This is a genomic window from Mucilaginibacter pineti (assembly GCF_900101875.1).
In the GTDB taxonomy this organism is placed as follows: domain Bacteria; phylum Bacteroidota; class Bacteroidia; order Sphingobacteriales; family Sphingobacteriaceae; genus Mucilaginibacter; species Mucilaginibacter pineti.
This window is the reverse complement of record NZ_FNAI01000017.1, coordinates 104,039-123,685: the sequence shown is the minus strand read 5'-3', so window position 1 is coordinate 123,685 and position 19,647 is coordinate 104,039. Positions and strand designations below refer to the sequence as shown.

The window sequence follows — 19,647 nt, the reverse complement described above, 5'->3', positions numbered from 1 at the left end:
TAAATCCTACAAATACGATAATCCCTGATAAGCGCCTGCTCCGTAATTAACCGGCTCAAAGCCCTCTTCGGCCAGTTCGCAGCTCACCTGCATGGTGGTGAAGGTTACATCGCCAAAAATATTGGCTATGGCGGTGTCTGCAGCGTCGCGGCCGGTGGCTATTTTAATCAGTCCGTTAAGGGGCACCAGTTTGGTGGCATCAAAAAGCACCCATTTACCACCTAAATAGGCTTCAAAACAGGCATGAAAGTCGGCAGGTTCAAGTTTGTAGGCATAGCCTGTAAAATAACGTGCAGGTATGGTTAAAGCACGACAAAGCGCTATACCCAGGTGGGCAAAATCGCGGCATACGCCGGCTTGCTCGGTAACGGTATCAAACGCCGATGTTTGAGCATTACTATAGCCGCTAAGGTACTGTACGTTGGTATGGATCCAATCTGTAAGGGTAACTACCTTTTCAAACGGATTGGTGATGTGACCGAAAAGATTATGAGCAAGCCTATACAGCTTATCGCTTTGGCAATAGCGGCTTGGGTTAAGGTAAGGGAGTACAGTCACATCTAACTGTGCTACCATTACTTCATGCTGTTCATGATAATCGGTAAGTTCATAGCAATTATCAATGAGCGCTTTGTAGGTAACTTTTACGGTGCCCGGTTCATTTACTTCAAAACGCATCAGGCGATTTTCGCCTTGGGCGGATATCAGTTCCTCCACCTTTATATAGGGATCAACCGTAAACTCCTCGTTAACTACGGTTTGATTAGGGGTGCGTAAAGCGTGTATGTTCAAGATCAATGTGCCCGGCGACCGTACTACATATTCCATTTGGGTAAACACATCGAATTTCATTTTATCAGCTTCCTGTTTTAATTTCTTCTAATTTGTTAAATGTTGCATCCATCCAATCCTCAGATATGTGATCTAAGGCAAGTTTCAGTTCTTCGGCCCACTGGGTTGATATGTACTCCAGGTCCTTTTTCTCGTAACGCTGTTCCACAATTTCAAAGCTATCGCGCTTGTAAACAGCCACATCTATCGGAAAATCGACATTATTTGAACTTACCCTTGTTGAATCGAACGAAAGAAAACCTGTTTTAAGGGCAAGCTTTAAACTTGTATCTTCTGTAAGTATCCGGTTCAATATAGCCTTGCCGTGGCCCGAGTTGCCTATAACCACATAAGGTGCCCCCTGCCCCAATTCAACCCAGTTACCTTCGGGATAGAGCAAAAACAGTTTATGCTCTGTATCGTCACGCAGTTGCCCGCCAATAATGGTATTAAGGTCGAATTTAAACCCGGCCGCTTCTAACGAGGCTTTATCCTCGGCAATTACTCGTTTCACTTGTTCGCCAAAGGCATTTACCGCTTTATACATTTTGTTAAACTCGGTGGTTTCCAGCAGTTCGTTAAAATACACGATTGCCTTATCCCGTGCTGAGCGTAAGCCGCTTGTCATGATAAAAAGCGAAAACTTATCTTTTTGTTCTATGGTAATCTTCTTTTTTACGGTAGTATCTGTACCCGAAGTTATCCGGGTATCGGCTATGGCCAGCAGCCCTTCTTTAACTTTAATTCCGAGGCAATAAGTCATTTTTAAAACCGGGAGGTGTTATTAATTTCCCGCTTGCCAAAGTAGGCAAAAAGAATCAAGAATTAAGAGTCAAGAATTAAGACTTTATTGTCCAACTCTCAATCTTAACCCTTGATTCTTGCTCAATTTCAGAAACTAAGTTTTTTCTCTCTTGATTCTTGACTCTTAATTCTTGACTCTCATTTAAAGTATATAAAACACTGCCTGTTTTTGCTCAGCTTTGCCGATAACAGTGCCAATATCACCCGGCAATTCATCCTTCATCATTTGTTTCAGGTTCTTTTCGATGGTGCGGCTGATAGCGGTTGTAGGTGTATCCGTAGGCTTGTTCTCAAACGGATCCTGCAGGTGTATCGCCATTTTCTCGATGAGGAAAAAGGCCGATGAAATGGCAATCACCAGCGGCACCTGGAAAATACCGAAAAACTCAATAAGACTAAAAGGCAGCAGCAACACAAAAAACAACACCAAAAAGTGGATGTATACGCTGTAAGTAGCCGGGAAAACCGTGTTCTTGATACGTTCGCACCCTCCCATTGAGTTCATAAAACCAGTTAAGGTGCTATCCATTGCTACTTGTTGATATTCGTTTATCCAGCCAAGTTTATATAGCGTACGCAGGTCATGTCCCTGTAACTCGTTGATGGCTAAGGGAACATTATCCATCTTCTTTATACTCTTAACATCATCGTCGGTTAAATAAGCTTCTAAATTTTCTTTGGCGTTTTGCCCGCGCAAGTGGCAGCTTAAACTGTAACACCAAGCCATTTGCCGGCGGATGATGCGTTCTTTAAGCGCCCATTTTTGCTCACCATCATAACTGCTGTCTACAAAGGTGAGTATCTGCCGGGTAAACGTGCGGCTATCGTTAACTATTGCTCCCCAAAGAATGCGGGCTTCCCACCAGCGGTCATACGCCTGGTTTGAACGGAAAGCCAGCAGTAATGAAATGATAGTTCCTAATATAGTTGATACAGTTAACGGGATAGAAACCGCCTTGAAATTATAAAATTGGTGGATGCAATAAATTGTTGCCGAGTAAACCGCCACCAGGATCAGTTCCTTTTTTATTTTACCAAATACATAGCTTACCGGTATATTTTCTTTTAATAACATAGATGTAAATTTTAAGTGTAATTAATGGTGTTCTTCTGTTAGTTCAAAGTCCTCTATCACAATGTCGGCCATTATGCCCTGTGTTTCGGGCTTGGCAATCACTTCAATTTTGCTTTTTCCGATTAGAATTTCCGGATCGATACTATTTTTAAAAAGCAATTGGTAATTATCATGCGGCATTACTATGGCGTCAACCTCGTTAGCTTCAAGGAAGTTATTGAACACTGCAACGGTGCTGCCATAAAAAAAGGTAATAGCTATTTTATTAATAAGGTGACTATGCTTTCTTTCAAGTTCGGTACATCTTTTATAAAAATTATCCGGGATGTGCCTGTATTCCACGCTTCGGCGCGATAGCATGAGCAATTCGCTTATATTATCGGTAATTTTAAGCATGTGTACCAATACAATATTAATTTGCTGGGGATAATATTGCCGGGCCAAAACCGGGATACTTTGAATGGACTGCTGGGTAAAATCGGTAGGGATTAATAACGTTTTCATGGTAATTTTAATTAATGGTGAAACCTTGTATGTTTTGTTTGATACAAGTGTAGCAGCCAATAATTAAGATGATTTAAGAAAGTTATTAGAATTTGATTAGAATTACGTTTTGCTCAATTCCGATTTAATAAAAGCAAAGGTCAATGTTATTCCACCGGCAAAAACACCTTTATTTCGGTACCTTTTCCAACTTTTGAGCTGATACCCAGGCTGCCCTTGTGCAGCCGGATAATGTTGAGGGTTAACGGCAAGCCTACCCCGTGGCCTTCATAATCGTGTACGTTTGATGCCCTGAAAAATGGCTCAAAAATATGCTGTAGCTCGGTTTCAGGAATTCCTATCCCCTCATCGGCAATGGCTACAATAACCCTGTTATTTTCTGACGACAAGCGAACTTTCACCATCCTATTATCTGAGTATTTACAGGCATTGGTTATAATATTATTTATGGCAAGTGTTAGTAAGTTTGTATTGCCTTTAACGTGAAGCAAAGCTTCATCGGCGGGTAAGTTCTCCAGATCAATATATATATTACTGGCCGGATTTATTTTTTTAACAGACTCAGATGCAGTTAACAGCAATTCATCTATACGGATGCTTTCCCAATTCTGTCTTTTGCCATCGAAGCCAGATTGGGCAAGCGTGAGCAGACTATTCAGGATCTGACCCAACTTTTCCGATTCACTGTAAACCGTAGTTAAAATTTCGCGCTGCTGCGGGTTAAGGTCCTGCTTGTTTAAGGCCAGCTCAACCTCCGATGCTATAATAGTTAACGGGGTACGTAATTCATGCGAGGCATTACTTACGAAGTTATTTTGTGTTTCAAATGCGGTTTCAAGCCTGTTGAGCATATCGTTAAAGGTGTAGGACAACTCTGCTATTTCATCCTTCCCGCTAAGCTCATCCAGCCGGAAATGCAGGTTATTGGCCGTAATATTTTTAACGTTATTTATAATGCGCCTCACCGGCTGAAAGGTGTAAAAAGAGAAGATCTTCCCTATAAAGTATACCAATATCATGGCGAACAAAAAACCATAAATAAGAATTTCCTGCAAATCCTTTAACTCCTGAAAACCAGCCGGATTTGATGCCGAAACAATTACAATATACTTTACGCCAGCCTTTGTAAAAACGGAACCTGCGTAAAAGGTGTTATTGTTTTTAAAATGCGCGTGGCCATTCAGTAAAATATCTTTAGTAAAGCCGTTATCTATTTTAACACCCGGTGGCATTAGCACCTTGCCATTACTGTCTGTATTTAAAAAATATTCGCGTTCCGAATCCAGTTTTTCCAGATACTTATTTCTGACCTCTAAGGTAGCTTTGCTTTTGGCGCCTGGCGAAAGACGTACTTCGGCGGCTATATTTACACGGGCTTCCAAGCGTTTATAGAAATCATCAAAGTTAAATTTATAAACGAGGTAAAAGATAGACGCATTGAGTAATATCAGTATTGCGCCGGACAATACCAGGAACAGTAGGGTTATTTTACTTTGTATCTTCATCGTTATCACCCTCTTTCATAATATAACCCATTCCAAATACGGTGTGTATAAGCTTGGCACCGCCGTTTTTTTCCAGCTTCTTTCGCAGGTAGTTTACGTATACATCAACCACGTTGGTGCCCATGTTAAAATCTATATCCCAAACACTTTCCAGGATCTGGATACGTGATAATACTTTCTTCTGATTTTTTATAAAATACTCTAAAAGGCGATATTCTGTGGCTGTAAGCTTTAGTTGTTCGTTATTGCGGTATACTACTTTTGAGTCGGTATCTACTTTCAGATTATCTATCAAGTAGCTATTATTTGCCGGGCTTTCCCCACCACGACGGCGCATCAGCGTGCGTAAACGGGCAGCAAGTTCGGCTATTTTAAAGGGTTTTACCAGGTAGTCGTCGGCACCGCTATCAAGCCCGCCAACTATATTTTCTGTAGAATCAAGCGCGGTAAGCATTATAATAGGAACAGTTTTATTTTGCTCCCTGATGCGCTTACAAACCTGTATACCATCCATCACCGGCAGCATTACATCCAAAATTATCAGGTCGAAATCATTATCAAGGGCCATTTGTAAACCGGTGGCGCCGTTAGCCGCTACGCTTACTTCAAAACCATATTCTGTTAAACCACGTTTAATAACTGATACTACATTTGGTTCATCCTCAACTAACAATATCCCCATATAAGGCAAAAACTATTTAATGTGCTTAATAAAGTAACAAACCGGCATTAAGTTTTATCCGGAGATAGAATTAACAACGTAACCAATTCCTTCTTTAATATAAACGCTCCATTTGCTAAGGGCATCTGCGCTGGGTTGCAGATCCCAAAGGGAAAAATCGCCTGTTCCTGCTAAGTAATTACAAGGGTAGGCAATTACGTCTACCCCTTTTTTCTTAAATATCATCATGGACCGTCGCATATGAAATGCAGATGTAACCAATATATAAGGCCCTGGCCTCCCATGTTTTAGCAGTAATGTTTTGGAGAAAGTGGCATTTTCCATGGTATTGCGCGAATTGGCTTCGATAAGGATACAGCTATCCGGAACTTTTATGGCCTCCAGTTGCAGTTTAACCCAATCTGCCTCCCTGAACGCGCTTGGAAGTAGATTTCCGTTACCGCCCGATATCAGGATATCTTTAACCCGGCCTGTACGCTGCAATAATACCCCCTGTATAAACCTGTCAGACGCGGTATTGAAAACTCCCTCCCCCTTCTTTGCCTCGCTGGAAAAACCGCCCAGGATAATTGCGGCGCTGTAAGTTTTACTGGCATTCAGTTTGTTCGGTGCTACATCCCAGGCCTTAGCTACTAAATTCAGCAACAAAGGGTTAGAAAAAAAATAGAGTACACCAACGCTCCATAACAGGTATCTTTTTTTATTACGTACATTCTTTGAAAAAATGGCTATCAGCAATAAAACAAACACGTACGATAGCGGATATAATAAAAAGGATAATACTTTTGAAAGGATAAAATACATGTTAAATGCCTGCGTTTTAGGTAAAAGTAAGTAAAACATTAAACTTTTTAACCATATTGGTATCATACAAGTGGCTGGCGTAACAAACTGGCATTAAGATTGTCATACACATATAATTAAACAATAAAATTATGGGTTTTATAAAAACGCTTGCTATAGGTGCAGCAGTTGCTTACGGCATCAACTATATCACTAAAAAAAGACCGGAAGATGGTAAATCAATCATTGATGATTTGACCGAAAACGGTCCCGAATGGATGGATAGGGCCAAGAAATATGGCGAACTTACCTTAGAACAAATTGCTGTACGTGCGCAAAACTACAGGGATAATAACAGGTATTAAAGCAACTTTTTCATCTTGCTTTATACATGAATAACATATTGTTTTTTGGCGATAGCCTTACGGCAGGTTATGGTTTAAGGAATCATCATTCCGAATCATTACCTGCCTTAATACAACAAAAAATTGATGCCGAAAACCTGCCCTATCACTGCATAAACGGCGGTTTAAGCGGCGATACCTCTGCCGGCGGTTTACACCGGCTGGAGTATTGGATGAACCGCCCAATACACATTTTTGTGCTCGAATTGGGCATTAATGACATCATCAGGGGTATCTCTCCCCAAACTACTTACAACAATTTACAGGCAATTATTAATAAATTCAGGCTGAAGCACCCCTACGCTAAACTGGCTTTAATGGGTATGCAAATTCCCGCTTTTATCTCCGGCCCTTTTGCTGCCGAATTCAGGGAGATATTTAAAAAACTTGCCGATACCAACAACATGGCCCTTGTACCTTTTTACCTCGAAGGCGTAGCCGGAAAAGCCCACCTCAACCTGCCCGACAGGCTGCACCCATCTGCCGCGGGCTACCAGATAATTGCCGCCAATATTTGGCCGGTTATCCGGAAATTGATTTTTTAGGATTGGGCTGTTTTTAGAGCGAAGAGCGAGGGTTTTAGTGCGGGGAATAACAATACCAATTCGGCAAAAAATCGCGTCCAAGCTTTTTAAATGCAGTTTAAGCCAAATTCTGTTATATTTCGTCAGCAGCCGTCAGTGGGGCGTCAGCAATCGTCAGTAGCCGTCAGTAGGTCGTCAGCAGTCGTCAGTCATATTTTGCTGGTTAATCCTCCATCTCTACTCCTCTACTTTTACTCCTTCCATCCTTGCTCCTTAATCAAAAAATCTTTGCTCCAAAAGTCTCCGCTCCTCGCTCTTCCATCCCCGCTCTTCGCTCCAAAATCTCCACTCCAAAAAAATATCAAAATAATTTAAAATGTTTTCAATGGTCAATCGTCTTTATCTTTAAACAAATAATAAATTGATAACCGCCGTAATGCCCGAAGATAAAAACAGTCACATCATACATACTATTAAAGAGTATGGTAAAAGTCTGTTGGGCTTTATCAGGCGAAGGGTTAACAACGATGCCGATGCCGAAGACATTCTGCAGGATGTGTGGTACCAGTTTAGCTCGGTAATAAACTCTGAGCCTATTGAGCAAACCAGCGCGTGGCTATACCGGGTAGCCCGCAACAAAATAACCGATAAGCATAAAAAGAAAACAGAAACCCTGCTGGATGATATGCTTGCAGGCAACGAGGATGACGACGATACCGAGGATTTTAAAAGCATCCTGTATACAGAAACCAGTACGCCCGAAACCGAGTACTTGCGCAACCTTTTCTGGGACGAATTATTTTTAGCGCTTGATGAACTGCCCGAAGAGCAAAAGCAGGTTTTTATTTGGCAGGAGCTGGATGACATTCCATTTGAGGAAATTGCCAAACGTACGGGGCAAAACATTAATACCCTGGTATCGCGCAAGCGGTACGCGGTGCTGCACCTGCGCAAACGGTTAAAACAGTTATACCTTGAAATAACAGAATATTAAAAGATTCAAAAAAATTAAAAAGACAATGAAAAAAGTATTTTATAAAGGACGGTTCATATTTATACCCATTGCGGTAGCCGCTTTTCTTTCGCTCATCAGTTTTGTGGTGATGCACTTGTGGAACAATTTACTGCCAGATATTATACATGTAGGTACAATTACCTTTTGGCAGGCTATGGGCATATTTATTTTATGCAAAATATTGTTTGGCTTTGGCAAAGGTGGCAAACCCGGATGGGGCGGTGGCCCTGGCGGCAACCCCTGGATGCGCAGAAAAATGGAAGAACGGTTTAAAAACATGAGCTCCGAAGAAAAAGAAAAATTTAAAGCCAAAATGAAAGATAGGTTTTGCGACTGGGGCGATCATGAACGTGGCAGGTTTGGCCGCCGCCGCTGGGATGATTTTACCAGCGAACAGGAAAACAAAGAAAAACAAGATCAATAAATAGAATTAGCGTATCAAGTAGTTAGTATCAAGACTTATTTTAAGTTGACACCTCCAATAAGAATTACTTGATACTAACTACTTGATACCAATTAATCATACAAGAAAATGGAAGTACTGGTATTTTCAACAAGCGTTAAGGAACCACGGCAGGTAAGCAGGGTAAAAACTTTACTCACCAAAATCCCCACGATAGCGCAATGGAACTTTGACCTTGAAGATTGCGATAATATACTGCGCATTGAGGCTAATGGACTGTCGCCGCGGTTCATTGAATCGTTGCTGCAAAAGGCCGGTATTACCTGCCGCGAGCTGGAGTATTAGTATTGTTTTCTTTCTCCAATATTAATTCATGGGCTATTCCGTACGTAAACTCTTTATAGGATTAACAATTGCTGCCTTTACAGATTCATAGCTAACCGTAAGCCAGGCAATGCTTAATGCCGCTAAGGAAGCCATGAAAAACAACAGCCAGCTAACATTTATATGATAGGCAAAACCGGCCAGCCAACTATTCACCGCATACCAGGAAAGCGGGATGGCTATAACTATCGCAACCAGGATCAGCTTAGTAATTCCTGACGACAATATGTATACGAGGTTTAACACGGATGCACCTAATACTTTACGTACCCCAATCTCTTTGGTACGCTGCTCGGCCATAAAGGCGGATAAGCCATATAAGCCAAGGCAGGATATAAAAATGCCGAGAATAGCAAAAAGATTAAAGATATTGCCCATCTGTTGTTCGCCTCTATAAAGATTGGCCATATCCTGATCAATAAAATCAAATTTAAAGGGATAGCCAGGATTGAGTTCATGGCTTATTTTTGATAAGGCTTGTATGGTTGCGGTGGTTTTGCCTGACAATGCTCTTATCACTACAAAGCCGCCCGAATTATTAAAGCGCATAATTAATGGCTCTATAGCCTGCTGAACTGGTTTAAAGTTAAAGTCCTTGACAACACCAATTACAGTTCCCTTATTACCCCAAAGCGTTAATGGTTTACCAATTACTGTATTGACATTTAAACCCATAGTTTTCACCATTTTTTCGTTAACCATGTAGTTATTGGAATCAGTTTTAAATGCCGCTGAAAAACTTCGTCCGGTCACTAATTCCATCCTGAATGTATGAGTAAAATCTTCATTGATAGCTATACTCGGAATGAGTACTTGCGAACGGGGATCTTTGCCATCCCAGTTTATATCAACCGTCCCAGCCAGCAGGTTGGTTGGCAGGTCAGAAGTAATTGTAAAATCGCTGGTAAGCGGGTTTTGCTTTAATTCATTTTTTAAAGCCTGCTGCTTGTTCCAGATATCTCCTGTCATCGGTATGTACAAAAGATTGGCCTTCTTAAAGCCGGGGTCCCTGTCTTTGATAAATTTAAGCTGATTGTAAATAACCACTGTGCTAACCAGCAATATGATAGACACCATAAATTGGGTTACGACCAAAGCGTTGCGGAACAGCAAGTTGCCGCCCATTGATTTTACATTCCCCTTGAGCACTTTAACCGGGTTAAAGCCGGAAAGAAACAAAGCCGGATAGCACCCGGAGATTAATCCCGTTATTAAAGCAATCCCCAAAAGGCTTAACCAAAACCAGGCATTTGCAATAGGAACAACCAATTGCCTGTCGGCCAGCTCATTAAATACCGGGATGAATAACCAAACTATCCCAAGCGCAAGCAATAAGGACAGGAATGAGATAAAAACAGATTCGCTTAAAAACTGCATAATCAGCTGCCCGCGTACAGCACCTGCCACCTTGCGTAGGCCAATTTCTTTGGCCCTCCGGGCTGAACGTGCAGTAGCTAGATTCATAAAATTGATACAGGCTACTACCAGTATCAAAATGGCGATAATAAAAAAGATGTTTACATATTGAGCATTCCCATGACCCGGCATCTCCCCCAGCAATTCCGGCCCCAGATGAATTTTAGCTAAGGGCTGCAATTGGAATGTGGCCTTCATATTGTGTACACGTTTCTGAAATATCTGGTCTATGTGCTTTTCCAGCCGTAATAGATTAGCAGCAGAAGGATCAAAACTTTTATCTAATTGCACATATGTGTAAAAACTGAAGTTGTCCCATCTATTATTTTTCAAATCATTATTTGTTCTGGCGAAGGAGGCCATTGGAAGAATAAAGTCAAATTGTAGTTGTGAATTAGCCGGGATATTGGCCAACACACCAGTTACGACCACATTTTCACTATTATCTTTTTTTAAGACTTTACCGATAGGATTTTCGCTCCCGAAATATTTTGTAGCTATTTTCTGTGTTATTAAAACACCATCCACTTGTTTTAATGCTGTGTTACGATCGCCCTGAACCAGTGGAAAAGAAAGCATATCCATGAAACTGGGATCGGCATAAAATACCCGTTTTTCTTCAAATTTCTTGCCCCCCGCTTCAAATAGGATAGCAGGAGGATTCGCGCTTAAACGGACGGTGTTTTTAATTTCCGGCATCTCTGCTTTCAATCCACCGGGCATCCCGGCCGTGTTTACGGCTGCTTTAACATCACTTATATTGCAGGTTATACGATAGATCAGTGCCGCATTTTTATGGAACTTATCGTAGCTTAATTCATTTTGTACCCAAAGCAGTATCAGGATACTTGATGCCAGGCCTATTGCCAAGCCTGTTATATTGATAATGGAATAAGCCTTATCCTTTATTATATTTCTGTAGGCGAGTTTAAAATATGTTTTGAACATGATTGTTCCGGTTTAATGAATTGTACAATCTTTAACTATAAAATGATCTTATACGTTACTCAGTTCGCAAACTTTTTATAGGATTAACAATTGCTGCCTTTACAGATTCATAGCTAACCGTAAGCCAGGCAATACCCAGCGCTGATACTGCTGCTATGAAGAATACCAGCCAGCCAACGTTGATGTGATAGGCAAAACCAGCCAGCCAGTTGTTCACCGCATACCAGGAAAGCGGTATAGCGATACATATAGCAACCAGGATAAGCTTGGTAATTCCCGATGATAATATATATACCAGATCTAACACCGATGCGCCTAACACTTTGCGCACACCAATCTCTTTGGTACGCTGTTCGGCCATAAAGGCGGATAAGCCATATAAACCCAGACAGGATATAAAGATGCCCAAAACGGCAAACAGGTTAAAAATGTTACCCATCTGCTGTTCGCCTTTATAAAGGTTAGCCAGGTCCTGATCAAGAAAATCAAACTTGAAGGGATAAGCGGGATTAAGCTCCTGGCTTATTTTGGATAAAGCTTGTATGGTTGCGCTGGTTTTGCCGGGTAATGTTCTTACCACTACAAAACCGCCCAAATTATTAAAGGGCAAAATCAATGGTTCAATAGCCTGTTGAATAGGTTTAAAATTAAAATCCTTTACAACGCCAACAATAGTGCCTTTGCTGCCCCAAAGCGTTAATGGTTTTCCTATTGCCGTACTGGCACTTAAACCCATAACTTTCGCCATTTTTTCGTTGATCATGTAACTACTTGAATCGGTTTTAAATGCCTTTGAAAAACTACGACCTGCTAATACCTTCATCCTGAATACATGGGTAAAATCTTCATTAACGGCCATCACCGGGATAGATGTTTGTGAACGGGGATCTTTACCATCCCATTTTACATCAAACGTCCAGCCGCCTAAATTAGTAGGTAAATCGGTAATGAGGGCAAAATCGCTGGTAAGCGGGTCGGCTTTTAACTCATTTTTTAAGGCATCCAGCTTGTGCCAGGTATCGCCTGTCATCGGCATATACAAAAGATTGGCTTTCTCGAAGCCGGGGTTCCGTTCCCTGATAAATTTAAGCTGATTGTAGATAACCACTGTGCCTACCAGCAATACAATAGAAACCGTAAACTGAATTACAACCAAAGCATTGCGGAACAGCAAGTTGCCACCCATTGATTTTACATTTCCCTTAAGCACCTTAACCGGGTTAAAGCCCGAAAGAAATAAGGCCGGATAGCTGCCGGAAATAAGCCCGGTGAACAAGGCAATGCCCGCAAGGCTTAACCACAGTTTCGCATCAGCTACATTGATGCTGAGTTTTCTGTTGGCCAATTCATTAAATACCGGCAGAAATAAAATAACGATCCCGAATGCAAGAAATAGGGCCAGGAAAGAAATAAATACCGACTCGCTTAAAAACTGGATGATCAACTGTCCGCGTACAGCGCCGGCTACTTTACGTAAGCCAATTTCCTTAGCCCTGCGGGCCGAACGTGCAGTGGCAAGGTTCATAAAATTGATACACGCTACAACAAGAATTAAAATAGCGACAATTAAAAAAATGCTTACGTACTGCGCATTGCCGTGCCCTGGTAAATCTCCCAATCTTTCTGGTGCAAGGTGTATCTGGGTTAAAGGCTGCAATTTAAAAAATGCTTTAGTGCCGGGGCTATGTCTTTGAAAAATCTGATTTATTTGTTTCTCTAATCCTAATAAATTGGATACTGAAGGGTTAAAACTTTTATCGAGTTGAACATAATCAAAAAGATTAAAGTTGGTCCAGGTATTGGTTTTCAGATCGGCAAAGGATTTGGCCAGCGCTGCCATTGGCAAAACGACGTCAAATTGCAGGTCGGAATTAGCTGGGATATTTGCTAAAACACCTGTCACGATTGCGTTATCCTTGTTATCTATGCGGATAATTTTACCAATAGGGTCCTGGTTGCCAAAGTATTTAGTTGCCATTTCCTCTGTTATTAAAATACCATCCACCCCATTTAACGCGGTGGTACGGTCACCCTTTACCAATGGAAACGAAAACACATCTAAAAAGCTTGCATCTGCATAAAACACCCGCTTTTCATCAAACTTTTTACTCCCTGTTGCTAATAAAACAGGCGTGCCTTTACCTATACGAACTGTATTTTTTATTACCGGCAGTTCGGCTTTTAAGCCGCCCGGCATACCTGCTGAATTGTCTGCGCTTTTTGTATCATTAAAATCGACGGCTATACGATAGATCTGATCAGCATTTTTGTGAAACTTGTCATAACTTAATTCATTTTGTACCCAAAGCAATATCAGTATACTTGATGCAAGGCCTATTGCCAGGCCTGTTATATTAATAAAGGAATAGGCTTTATCTTTAATTATATTTCTGTAGGCGAGTTTAAAATATGTTTTGAACATGGTTATGTCGGTTTTAAATGAACGGTGATTGTTTAAACTACAAACTTGATCCTATTATGGTATTTAAAACCCGTGCCAATAACATAAAAAACTATAAATCAATTAATTAAAACAAATCAACCAATAACACCCGTTCGGAAACGTTACAATAAGTGTGCGGTTTCGGGAGGGTTTAGCATATCAGTTTCAGGCAGTTATTTTAATGACTATCCGTTATTTGATTCGTCAACTTAATATTTGTTAGCGGTTCCCCTCTTGAGAGGGGGCGCGAAGGAATTGTGTGGTGGCAGGGGTGTTTTCTGCGGTATGAAACACACCCCTCCACCCCTCTCAAGAGAGTAATAGCCCATCAATAGACATAAAAACGTAATCAGATTTTCTAACTCCGTAGGAGTATCGTGTTTATAGGTATTTTATGGGTATCAATAGCTCCATAGGAGCTTCCTGTTAAATAAGGAGGCACCTACGGAGCCAAGCCTATATTATATTAAACTATAAACACGTAGCCCCGAAGGGGCCGGCATGTAGCCTATCAAACTTATTTATGATATCTCTGTCTACTCATGGGCTATTACCCTCTCGATAGGGGAATCGCACTTACCCTCCCGCTTTTTGCGAATAATCATCGCTATTTTTTATCCGGGCTATTGATCTCTATCCAATACCCATCCGGGTCCTGGAAGTAGAGCTGCAGCACACCGTCGGCCCGGTGGGTTGGTGTTTTGCTGTCGCCATTCCAATTGCCATAGGGGATGTTCATTTTATCGAGCGTTTTGGCAAACGTTGTTACCGAGCCTACTGCGAAGCACAAGTGCTCATTTTTAGGATGACTGCTATTGCAATCGCCCTGTATGGCATGTAGTTTTATATGGTTGCCCAGGTTGTACCACTGGTGGCTTACGGTATCGTTAAAGGGATTTTTTACTTTTTGGAGATGCATTACCTCGGTATAAAAGGCCACACTCTTTTTTAAATCGCGAACGCAAATGGAAATATGATCAACAACCGGCGATGCATCTGATGCGGATTGCGCGTAGCTAAAAGCCGGCAGCAAACATATTAAAGTGAAAAGCATCAGTTTAAACTTGCCCGGCGCGGCATGTGCAGTATTAAAAGATAAACTCATAATTAATTTGGTTTAAAACCTAAAGATAAGCTTTAAAGCGTCGTACCAATTAATTCACAAAAATATTACTCAGCATGATACCTGCTGATTAACATCCTGACTGGATACATAATTAACGGTATTGTTGAGGTTCCAATCGTCAATATCTATCAATCCCGGGCGGGTTTGATAGTGCCCGTTATCATTGGGGCATTTAACCACATATACTCCTCCTTCGGCCGGTTCAATCACCGGTCGCCCCCCGCATATCTTACAAAACTTGCAATATATCGTTTTAGGTATGTTCACATAGCCCCTCATATTAATTGCTTATACGTTAAAAAATGCACTGTGGTTACTGTTATTGTTAATTTAACACATAAAAAATAATTTTGATGCGTGCATTTTATTCATTTAATATTTACGTTACTCCCCTTTTTAAATATAATAGGCTGGCAAACATTCTTTTATTACATTTATGGTAATAAAAATACATATGCTACCAGATCTTGAACAACTAAAGGCAACCTACAAAAACCTGCCCGACGATAAGCTTACCCGTTTAGCGGTGAATGAAGCAGCCAGCCTGCGCCCCGAAGCACTTGAACTGGTTAAAGCTGAAATTAAAAGTCGGGGGTTGGATACCGAAATTACCAAAGCTATGGACGTTCAATCGATAGATGTAAGCGATAGTCGTTTTGAAAGCTACCTTTCCTTAATTCGCAGCCAGGCATGCCCGGTTTGCACCAGCAAGGCGCAGCCTTTAAATGCAGCATTAAGCGGCACAGTTATGAGTTTTATATTGCTTACCCAATACAAAAAGAAGCTTTTAATTGCCTGCCCAACCTGCCTGCACACCGCCAACCAGGATGCTACTGTAAAAACCGCGCTACTGGGCTGGTGGGGATTTCCCTGGGGATTGATACGTACACCACAGGCATTGGTACGCAATATTAAAACCGCGAAAAAGATAAAAGCAGGCGATGCAACCACCGAATTGATAACGTTTGTAAAAAACAACATTGTTGTTATCGACACAATTAAAAACAACGGTCAGTCATTACAATTTATGCTGAGCGGTTTAAATAAACGTTAATTTTAACATTATGCCGCAACAGGTAAACCATCAAAAACAAAGTAAAGCAACTTTAATTTACGCTGTAGTTTTAGGCCTTACGGTATGGTTTTCCGTGATATTGCAGTTTATGATATCTACCCAGGCTTATGTACAAACCGGGCGCACTTTTGGAGGTTCCCTTATACAGATCATCAGTTTTTTTACCGTACTGAGCAATATATTGGTTGGCCTTTGCCTGGTAGCTATAGTGTTAAAACCGGCATCGGGTTTTAAAAGTTTTTTCGCCAGCAATAGCGTAGTAACAGCAACCGCCTTATACATTACCATTGTTGGCCTTGTTTACAATACGGTATTAAGGGGCCTGGTACATTTAGAAGGTTTATTCACGATTACCAATGAATTAACACACGCGTTTAACCCGCTGGCCTTCATTATATTCTGGCTGTTTTTTGCACCGAAAGAAAAACTTGGCTGGGCAAAGGCGGCAAAATGGCTTTGGTTCCCGTTTTTATACCTCGTTTATATCCTCATCCGCGGGGCTATCTATCATTTTTACCCCTACCCTTTTTTAAATGTTGATAAGCTGGGCTATCAAAGGGTTATCATCAACTCGTTATTGATGATGATGGCGTTTGTAGTTTTCGATCTGTTGTTCTTCTCACTGAACCGGTGGATGGCAGGAAAGAGTATCAAGTAGATAGTATCAGGTATCAAGACTTTACTGGCGCGGACGGTTACTGGCGCGGGCTTCCAGCCCGTGACTTGGCATAGTGTCGGCTTTCAGCCGACGCATGATTAAGATGGAAGCTTAAATCATGCTTTCACACGGGTTACGCTGCGCTAAACCCGCGCGAGTAAATGAGTGACATATTTTTAATATTTCACCACTTTTGTCATCCTGAGGAACGAAGGATCTTCTACCCTATACAGGTAGCAGACTTAGCTATTGAAGAAGATTCTTCGCTCCGCTCAGAATGACAGGTTATTTGATTATTCTCTAAATATCCTGATACTTGATACTGACTACTTGATACTAAATTAAGCTAACGCTTGTTTCAAATCTTCCAGTAAATCTTCTATATCTTCAACACCTACGCTTAGGCGCAGCAGGTTGTCTACCACGCCGGCTTTTTCGCGCTCGGCTTTCGGTATAGAACCGTGGGTCATGCTTACTGGGTGGTTGATCAATGATTCCACACCGCCCAATGATTCAGCCAGGGCAAATACCTTAAATGACGACGCGATGCGGAAAGTTTCCTGCAAGTCAGCCCCTTTTAACACGATGCTGATCATTCCCCCAAAATCAAGCATTTGCTTTTTGGCAACCTCATGGTTTGGATGATCGGTAAAGCCCGGCCAATAAATCTTTTCAACCTTGGGGTGCGTTTTCAGGAACTGAGCAATTTGCCTCCCGTTTTCGCAATGGGCCTTCATACGCAGGTGCAGGGTTTTTATACCGCGCAGCACCAGGAAGCTATCCATCGGGCCAGGTGTAGCACCGCAGGCATTATAAATGAACCATAGCTTTTTGTACAGTTCCTCGTCGTTAAGCATCAGGGCACCCATAACCACATCGCTGTGGCCGCCAATGTATTTGGTTACCGAGTGCATCACCACATCGGCACCAAGGTCGATAGGGTTTTGCAGGTATGGCGAGGCGAAGGTATTATCTACAACAAACAGCAAATTCTTTTCTTTGGATATTTTACCTATAGCCGCAATATCCACAATTTGCATGGTGGGGTTGGTAGGCGTTTCTATCCAGATAAGTTTTGTTTTATCGTTGGTATACGCTCGGATGATCTCGGGGTTCGACAGATCAAGAAAATGAAACTTGATACCGTAGTTAGCGTAGATCTTGGTAAATATCCGGTATGAGCCACCGTAAAGGTCATTCCCGGTAATTACCTCGTCGCCGGGTGCCAGCAGTTTCATTACTGCATCGGTAGCACCCATGCCGCTTGAAAACGCCAGTCCGAACTTTGCATTTTCCAGCGCGGCCAAACAATCTTCCAGCGCCTTGCGGGTAGGGTTTGTACCGCGTGAGTACTCATAGCCCTTATTATCTCCCGGCGATTTTTGCCAGTAGGTAGATGTCTGGTATATCGGCGTCATGATAGCGCCCGTTGTTGGATCGGGCTCCTGCCCTGCGTGTATTGCTTTAGTTGCGAATTTCATGGGATTGGTAGTTCATGGTTAATGGATCATAGTTCATGGTTTAATAGGTTCGACTATGAACTATTAACCATGAACTATAGGCTTGCACTAATATGCTCTCGCGAAAAGCACCCTCTGTTTAGAAGGAGCTCCCGTTAAAATGCACTTGCCTTCTTCCTGTTTGTTATCCAAAGGTATGCAACGGATTGTCGCTTTAGTTTCCTCTTTTATCTTTTGCTCAGTTTCTGGTGTGCCATCCCAATGTGCACTCAGGAAGCCTGGCTCTTCGTCAAGCATGCGTTTAAATTCCTCATAGGTATCAACCTCCGTAGTATTTTCGGCGCGGAAATCAAAGGCTTTTTTGTAGATGTTGTTTTGAATTTCATCTAACAATGTTTCAATATGCAAGGCAAGTCCGTCCTGGTTTACAGTTTCCTTTGTTTTGGTATCGCGACGGGCAAGTTCAACAGTACCATTTGTCATATCGCGACTGCCGATAGCTACGCGCAACGGCACACCTTTCAATTCGTATTCGGCAAATTTTGCGCCCGGGCGATGGGTATCGCGTTTATCAAACTTAACAGAGATACCTTTAGCTTTCAGCTCTTTGGTTAAGCCGGCAACATAGGTGGCAATGTTATCCAGTTCTTCCTGGTGTTTGTATATCGGCACAACAACAACCTGTATAGGGGCCAGTTTTGGCGGCAATACCAAACCGGCATCATCGCTGTGCGCCATAATAAGGGCACCAATTAACCGGGTAGAAACTCCCCATGAGGTAGCCCAAACAAAATCCTGAACGTTTTCTTTATTGGTGAATTTAACATCAAAAGCCTTGGCAAAGTTCTGTCCTAAAAAGTGCGAGGTACCTGCCTGCAATGCTTTACCATCCTGCATTAAAGCCTCAATACAATAAGTATCCAAAGCGCCTGCAAAACGTTCATTAGCCGTTTTACGGCCTTTTACTACCGGCAGCGCCATCCAGTTTTCGGCAAAATCAGCATATACGTTAAGCATTTGCTCAGTTTCGGCAATGGCTTCATCTGATGTGGCGTGGGCGGTGTGGCCTTCCTGCCATAAAAACTCGCTGGTGCGTAAAAACAAACGGGTGCGCATTTCCCAGCGCATTACGTTGGCCCATTGGTTAACCAGGATAGGCAGATCGCGGTATGATTGAATCCAGCCTTTATACGTGTTCCAGATAATGGTTTCGGATGTTGGGCGAATGATCAGCTCTTCTTCCAGCTTGGCATCTTCATCAACAATAATATTTCCTTCGCCATCATTTTTTAGGCGATAGTGGGTTACAACAGCACATTCCTTAGCAAAACCATCAACATGGCTGGCCTCTTTACTAAAGAACGATTTGGGTATCAGCAGCGGAAAATAAGCATTGCTATGCCCTGTATCTTTAAACATACCGTCAAGCACGGCCTGTATCTTTTCCCATATAGAATAGCCGTACGGTTTAATGATCATACAGCCCCTAACCGGCGAATACTCGGCCATGTCAGATTTAATTACTAAGTCGTTAAACCATTGCGAATAATCTTCGTCTTTACTAATAACACCTTTGCTCATATATTTGTTGGAATGAATTTGACTTT

At 41.9% G+C, this 19,647-nt stretch carries 20 protein-coding genes; 7 read left to right on the top strand and 13 right to left on the bottom strand.

Annotation, left to right across the window (positions count from 1 at the left end; all coding sequences use genetic code 11):
- Positions 1-6 precede the first annotated feature (6 nt).
- From BLS59_RS26590 to BLS59_RS26560, 7 genes are all read right to left on the bottom strand, one after another.
- Positions 7-852, bottom strand: a complete 846-nt coding sequence (locus BLS59_RS26590) for a transglutaminase-like domain-containing protein (protein ID WP_091155211.1) — start codon at positions 850-852, stop codon at positions 7-9.
- A gap of 4 nt (positions 853-856) precedes the next feature.
- Complete coding sequence (locus BLS59_RS26585) at positions 857-1,594, bottom strand: proteasome-type protease (RefSeq protein WP_091155208.1); 738 nt, start codon at positions 1,592-1,594, stop codon at positions 857-859.
- Between the two features lie 183 nt (positions 1,595-1,777).
- Positions 1,778-2,710, bottom strand: a complete 933-nt coding sequence (locus BLS59_RS26580; RefSeq protein WP_091155202.1) for a bestrophin family protein — start codon at positions 2,708-2,710, stop codon at positions 1,778-1,780.
- A 21-nt stretch (positions 2,711-2,731) separates the two neighbouring features.
- The gene (locus BLS59_RS26575) at positions 2,732-3,214 is read right to left on the bottom strand and encodes a hypothetical protein (protein WP_091155199.1); all 483 of its coding nucleotides are present in this window, start codon (positions 3,212-3,214) and stop codon (positions 2,732-2,734) included.
- Between the two features lie 146 nt (positions 3,215-3,360).
- Entirely contained in the window at positions 3,361-4,719 is a 1,359-nt protein-coding gene (locus BLS59_RS26570; protein WP_091155196.1) for a HAMP domain-containing sensor histidine kinase, read from the bottom strand.
- Positions 4,703-5,401: a response regulator transcription factor gene (locus BLS59_RS26565; RefSeq protein WP_091155193.1), complete on the bottom strand. Its 699-nt coding sequence runs from the start codon at positions 5,399-5,401 to the stop codon at positions 4,703-4,705. The genes BLS59_RS26570 and BLS59_RS26565 overlap by 17 nt, the downstream gene beginning before the upstream one ends.
- Before the next feature lie 54 nt (positions 5,402-5,455).
- Positions 5,456-6,244: a YdcF family protein gene (locus BLS59_RS26560; RefSeq protein WP_162842781.1), complete on the bottom strand. Its 789-nt coding sequence runs from the start codon at positions 6,242-6,244 to the stop codon at positions 5,456-5,458.
- Between the two features lie 92 nt (positions 6,245-6,336).
- Here BLS59_RS26560 and BLS59_RS26555 point away from each other — a divergent pair, with 92 nt between their 5' ends.
- The 5 genes from BLS59_RS26555 (at position 6,337) to BLS59_RS26535 (ending at position 8,875) form a co-directional block, all read left to right on the top strand.
- Positions 6,337-6,549: a hypothetical protein gene (locus BLS59_RS26555; protein WP_091155187.1), complete on the top strand. Its 213-nt coding sequence runs from the start codon at positions 6,337-6,339 to the stop codon at positions 6,547-6,549.
- A gap of 26 nt (positions 6,550-6,575) precedes the next feature.
- A complete protein-coding gene (locus BLS59_RS26550) occupies positions 6,576-7,133 on the top strand; it encodes an arylesterase (RefSeq protein WP_091155183.1) in 558 nt (185 codons plus the stop codon).
- A gap of 400 nt (positions 7,134-7,533) precedes the next feature.
- Positions 7,534-8,106, top strand: coding sequence for an RNA polymerase sigma factor (locus BLS59_RS26545; protein WP_240315349.1), 573 nt, complete (start codon positions 7,534-7,536; stop codon positions 8,104-8,106).
- A gap of 25 nt (positions 8,107-8,131) precedes the next feature.
- Positions 8,132-8,551 (top strand): hypothetical protein, encoded by a 420-nt coding sequence (locus tag BLS59_RS32095; RefSeq protein WP_205411355.1) that lies wholly within the window; start codon positions 8,132-8,134, stop codon positions 8,549-8,551.
- Positions 8,552-8,659: 108 nt separating this feature from the next.
- The gene (locus BLS59_RS26535; protein ID WP_091155177.1) at positions 8,660-8,875 is read left to right on the top strand and encodes a hypothetical protein; all 216 of its coding nucleotides are present in this window, start codon (positions 8,660-8,662) and stop codon (positions 8,873-8,875) included.
- A 33-nt stretch (positions 8,876-8,908) separates the two neighbouring features.
- Here BLS59_RS26535 and BLS59_RS26530 read toward each other — a convergent pair whose 3' ends face one another.
- The 4 genes from BLS59_RS26530 to BLS59_RS31385 form a co-directional block, all read right to left on the bottom strand.
- The gene (locus tag BLS59_RS26530) at positions 8,909-11,278 is read right to left on the bottom strand and encodes an ABC transporter permease (RefSeq protein WP_091155174.1); all 2,370 of its coding nucleotides are present in this window, start codon (positions 11,276-11,278) and stop codon (positions 8,909-8,911) included.
- A 55-nt stretch (positions 11,279-11,333) separates the two neighbouring features.
- Positions 11,334-13,700 (bottom strand): ABC transporter permease, encoded by a 2,367-nt coding sequence (locus BLS59_RS26525; protein WP_091155171.1) that lies wholly within the window; start codon positions 13,698-13,700, stop codon positions 11,334-11,336.
- A 628-nt stretch (positions 13,701-14,328) separates the two neighbouring features.
- Positions 14,329-14,826, bottom strand: coding sequence for a VOC family protein (locus BLS59_RS26520; RefSeq protein ID WP_091155168.1), 498 nt, complete (start codon positions 14,824-14,826; stop codon positions 14,329-14,331).
- A gap of 69 nt (positions 14,827-14,895) precedes the next feature.
- Positions 14,896-15,114 carry a hypothetical protein gene (locus BLS59_RS31385; RefSeq protein WP_143014249.1) on the bottom strand — a complete coding sequence of 73 codons (219 nt, stop codon included), beginning with the start codon at positions 15,112-15,114 and terminating at the stop codon, positions 14,896-14,898.
- A 187-nt stretch (positions 15,115-15,301) separates the two neighbouring features.
- Between BLS59_RS31385 and BLS59_RS26515 the strand changes: the two genes are divergently transcribed.
- Together BLS59_RS26515 and BLS59_RS26510 are read left to right on the top strand one after the other, a co-directional pair.
- Positions 15,302-15,901, top strand: coding sequence for a hypothetical protein (locus BLS59_RS26515; protein WP_143014248.1), 600 nt, complete (start codon positions 15,302-15,304; stop codon positions 15,899-15,901).
- 10 nt (positions 15,902-15,911) lie between these two features.
- Positions 15,912-16,580 carry a Pr6Pr family membrane protein gene (locus BLS59_RS26510; RefSeq protein ID WP_091155161.1) on the top strand — a complete coding sequence of 223 codons (669 nt, stop codon included), beginning with the start codon at positions 15,912-15,914 and terminating at the stop codon, positions 16,578-16,580.
- A 341-nt stretch (positions 16,581-16,921) separates the two neighbouring features.
- On the opposite strand, the gene BLS59_RS26505 is transcribed toward BLS59_RS26510, so the two are convergent.
- Positions 16,922-18,061, bottom strand: coding sequence for a cystathionine gamma-synthase (locus BLS59_RS26505; protein ID WP_091155159.1), 1,140 nt, complete (start codon positions 18,059-18,061; stop codon positions 16,922-16,924).
- A gap of 87 nt (positions 18,062-18,148) precedes the next feature.
- Entirely contained in the window at positions 18,149-19,621 is a 1,473-nt protein-coding gene (gene proS, locus BLS59_RS26500; protein ID WP_091155157.1) for a proline--tRNA ligase, read from the bottom strand.
- Positions 19,622-19,647 lie beyond the last annotated feature (26 nt).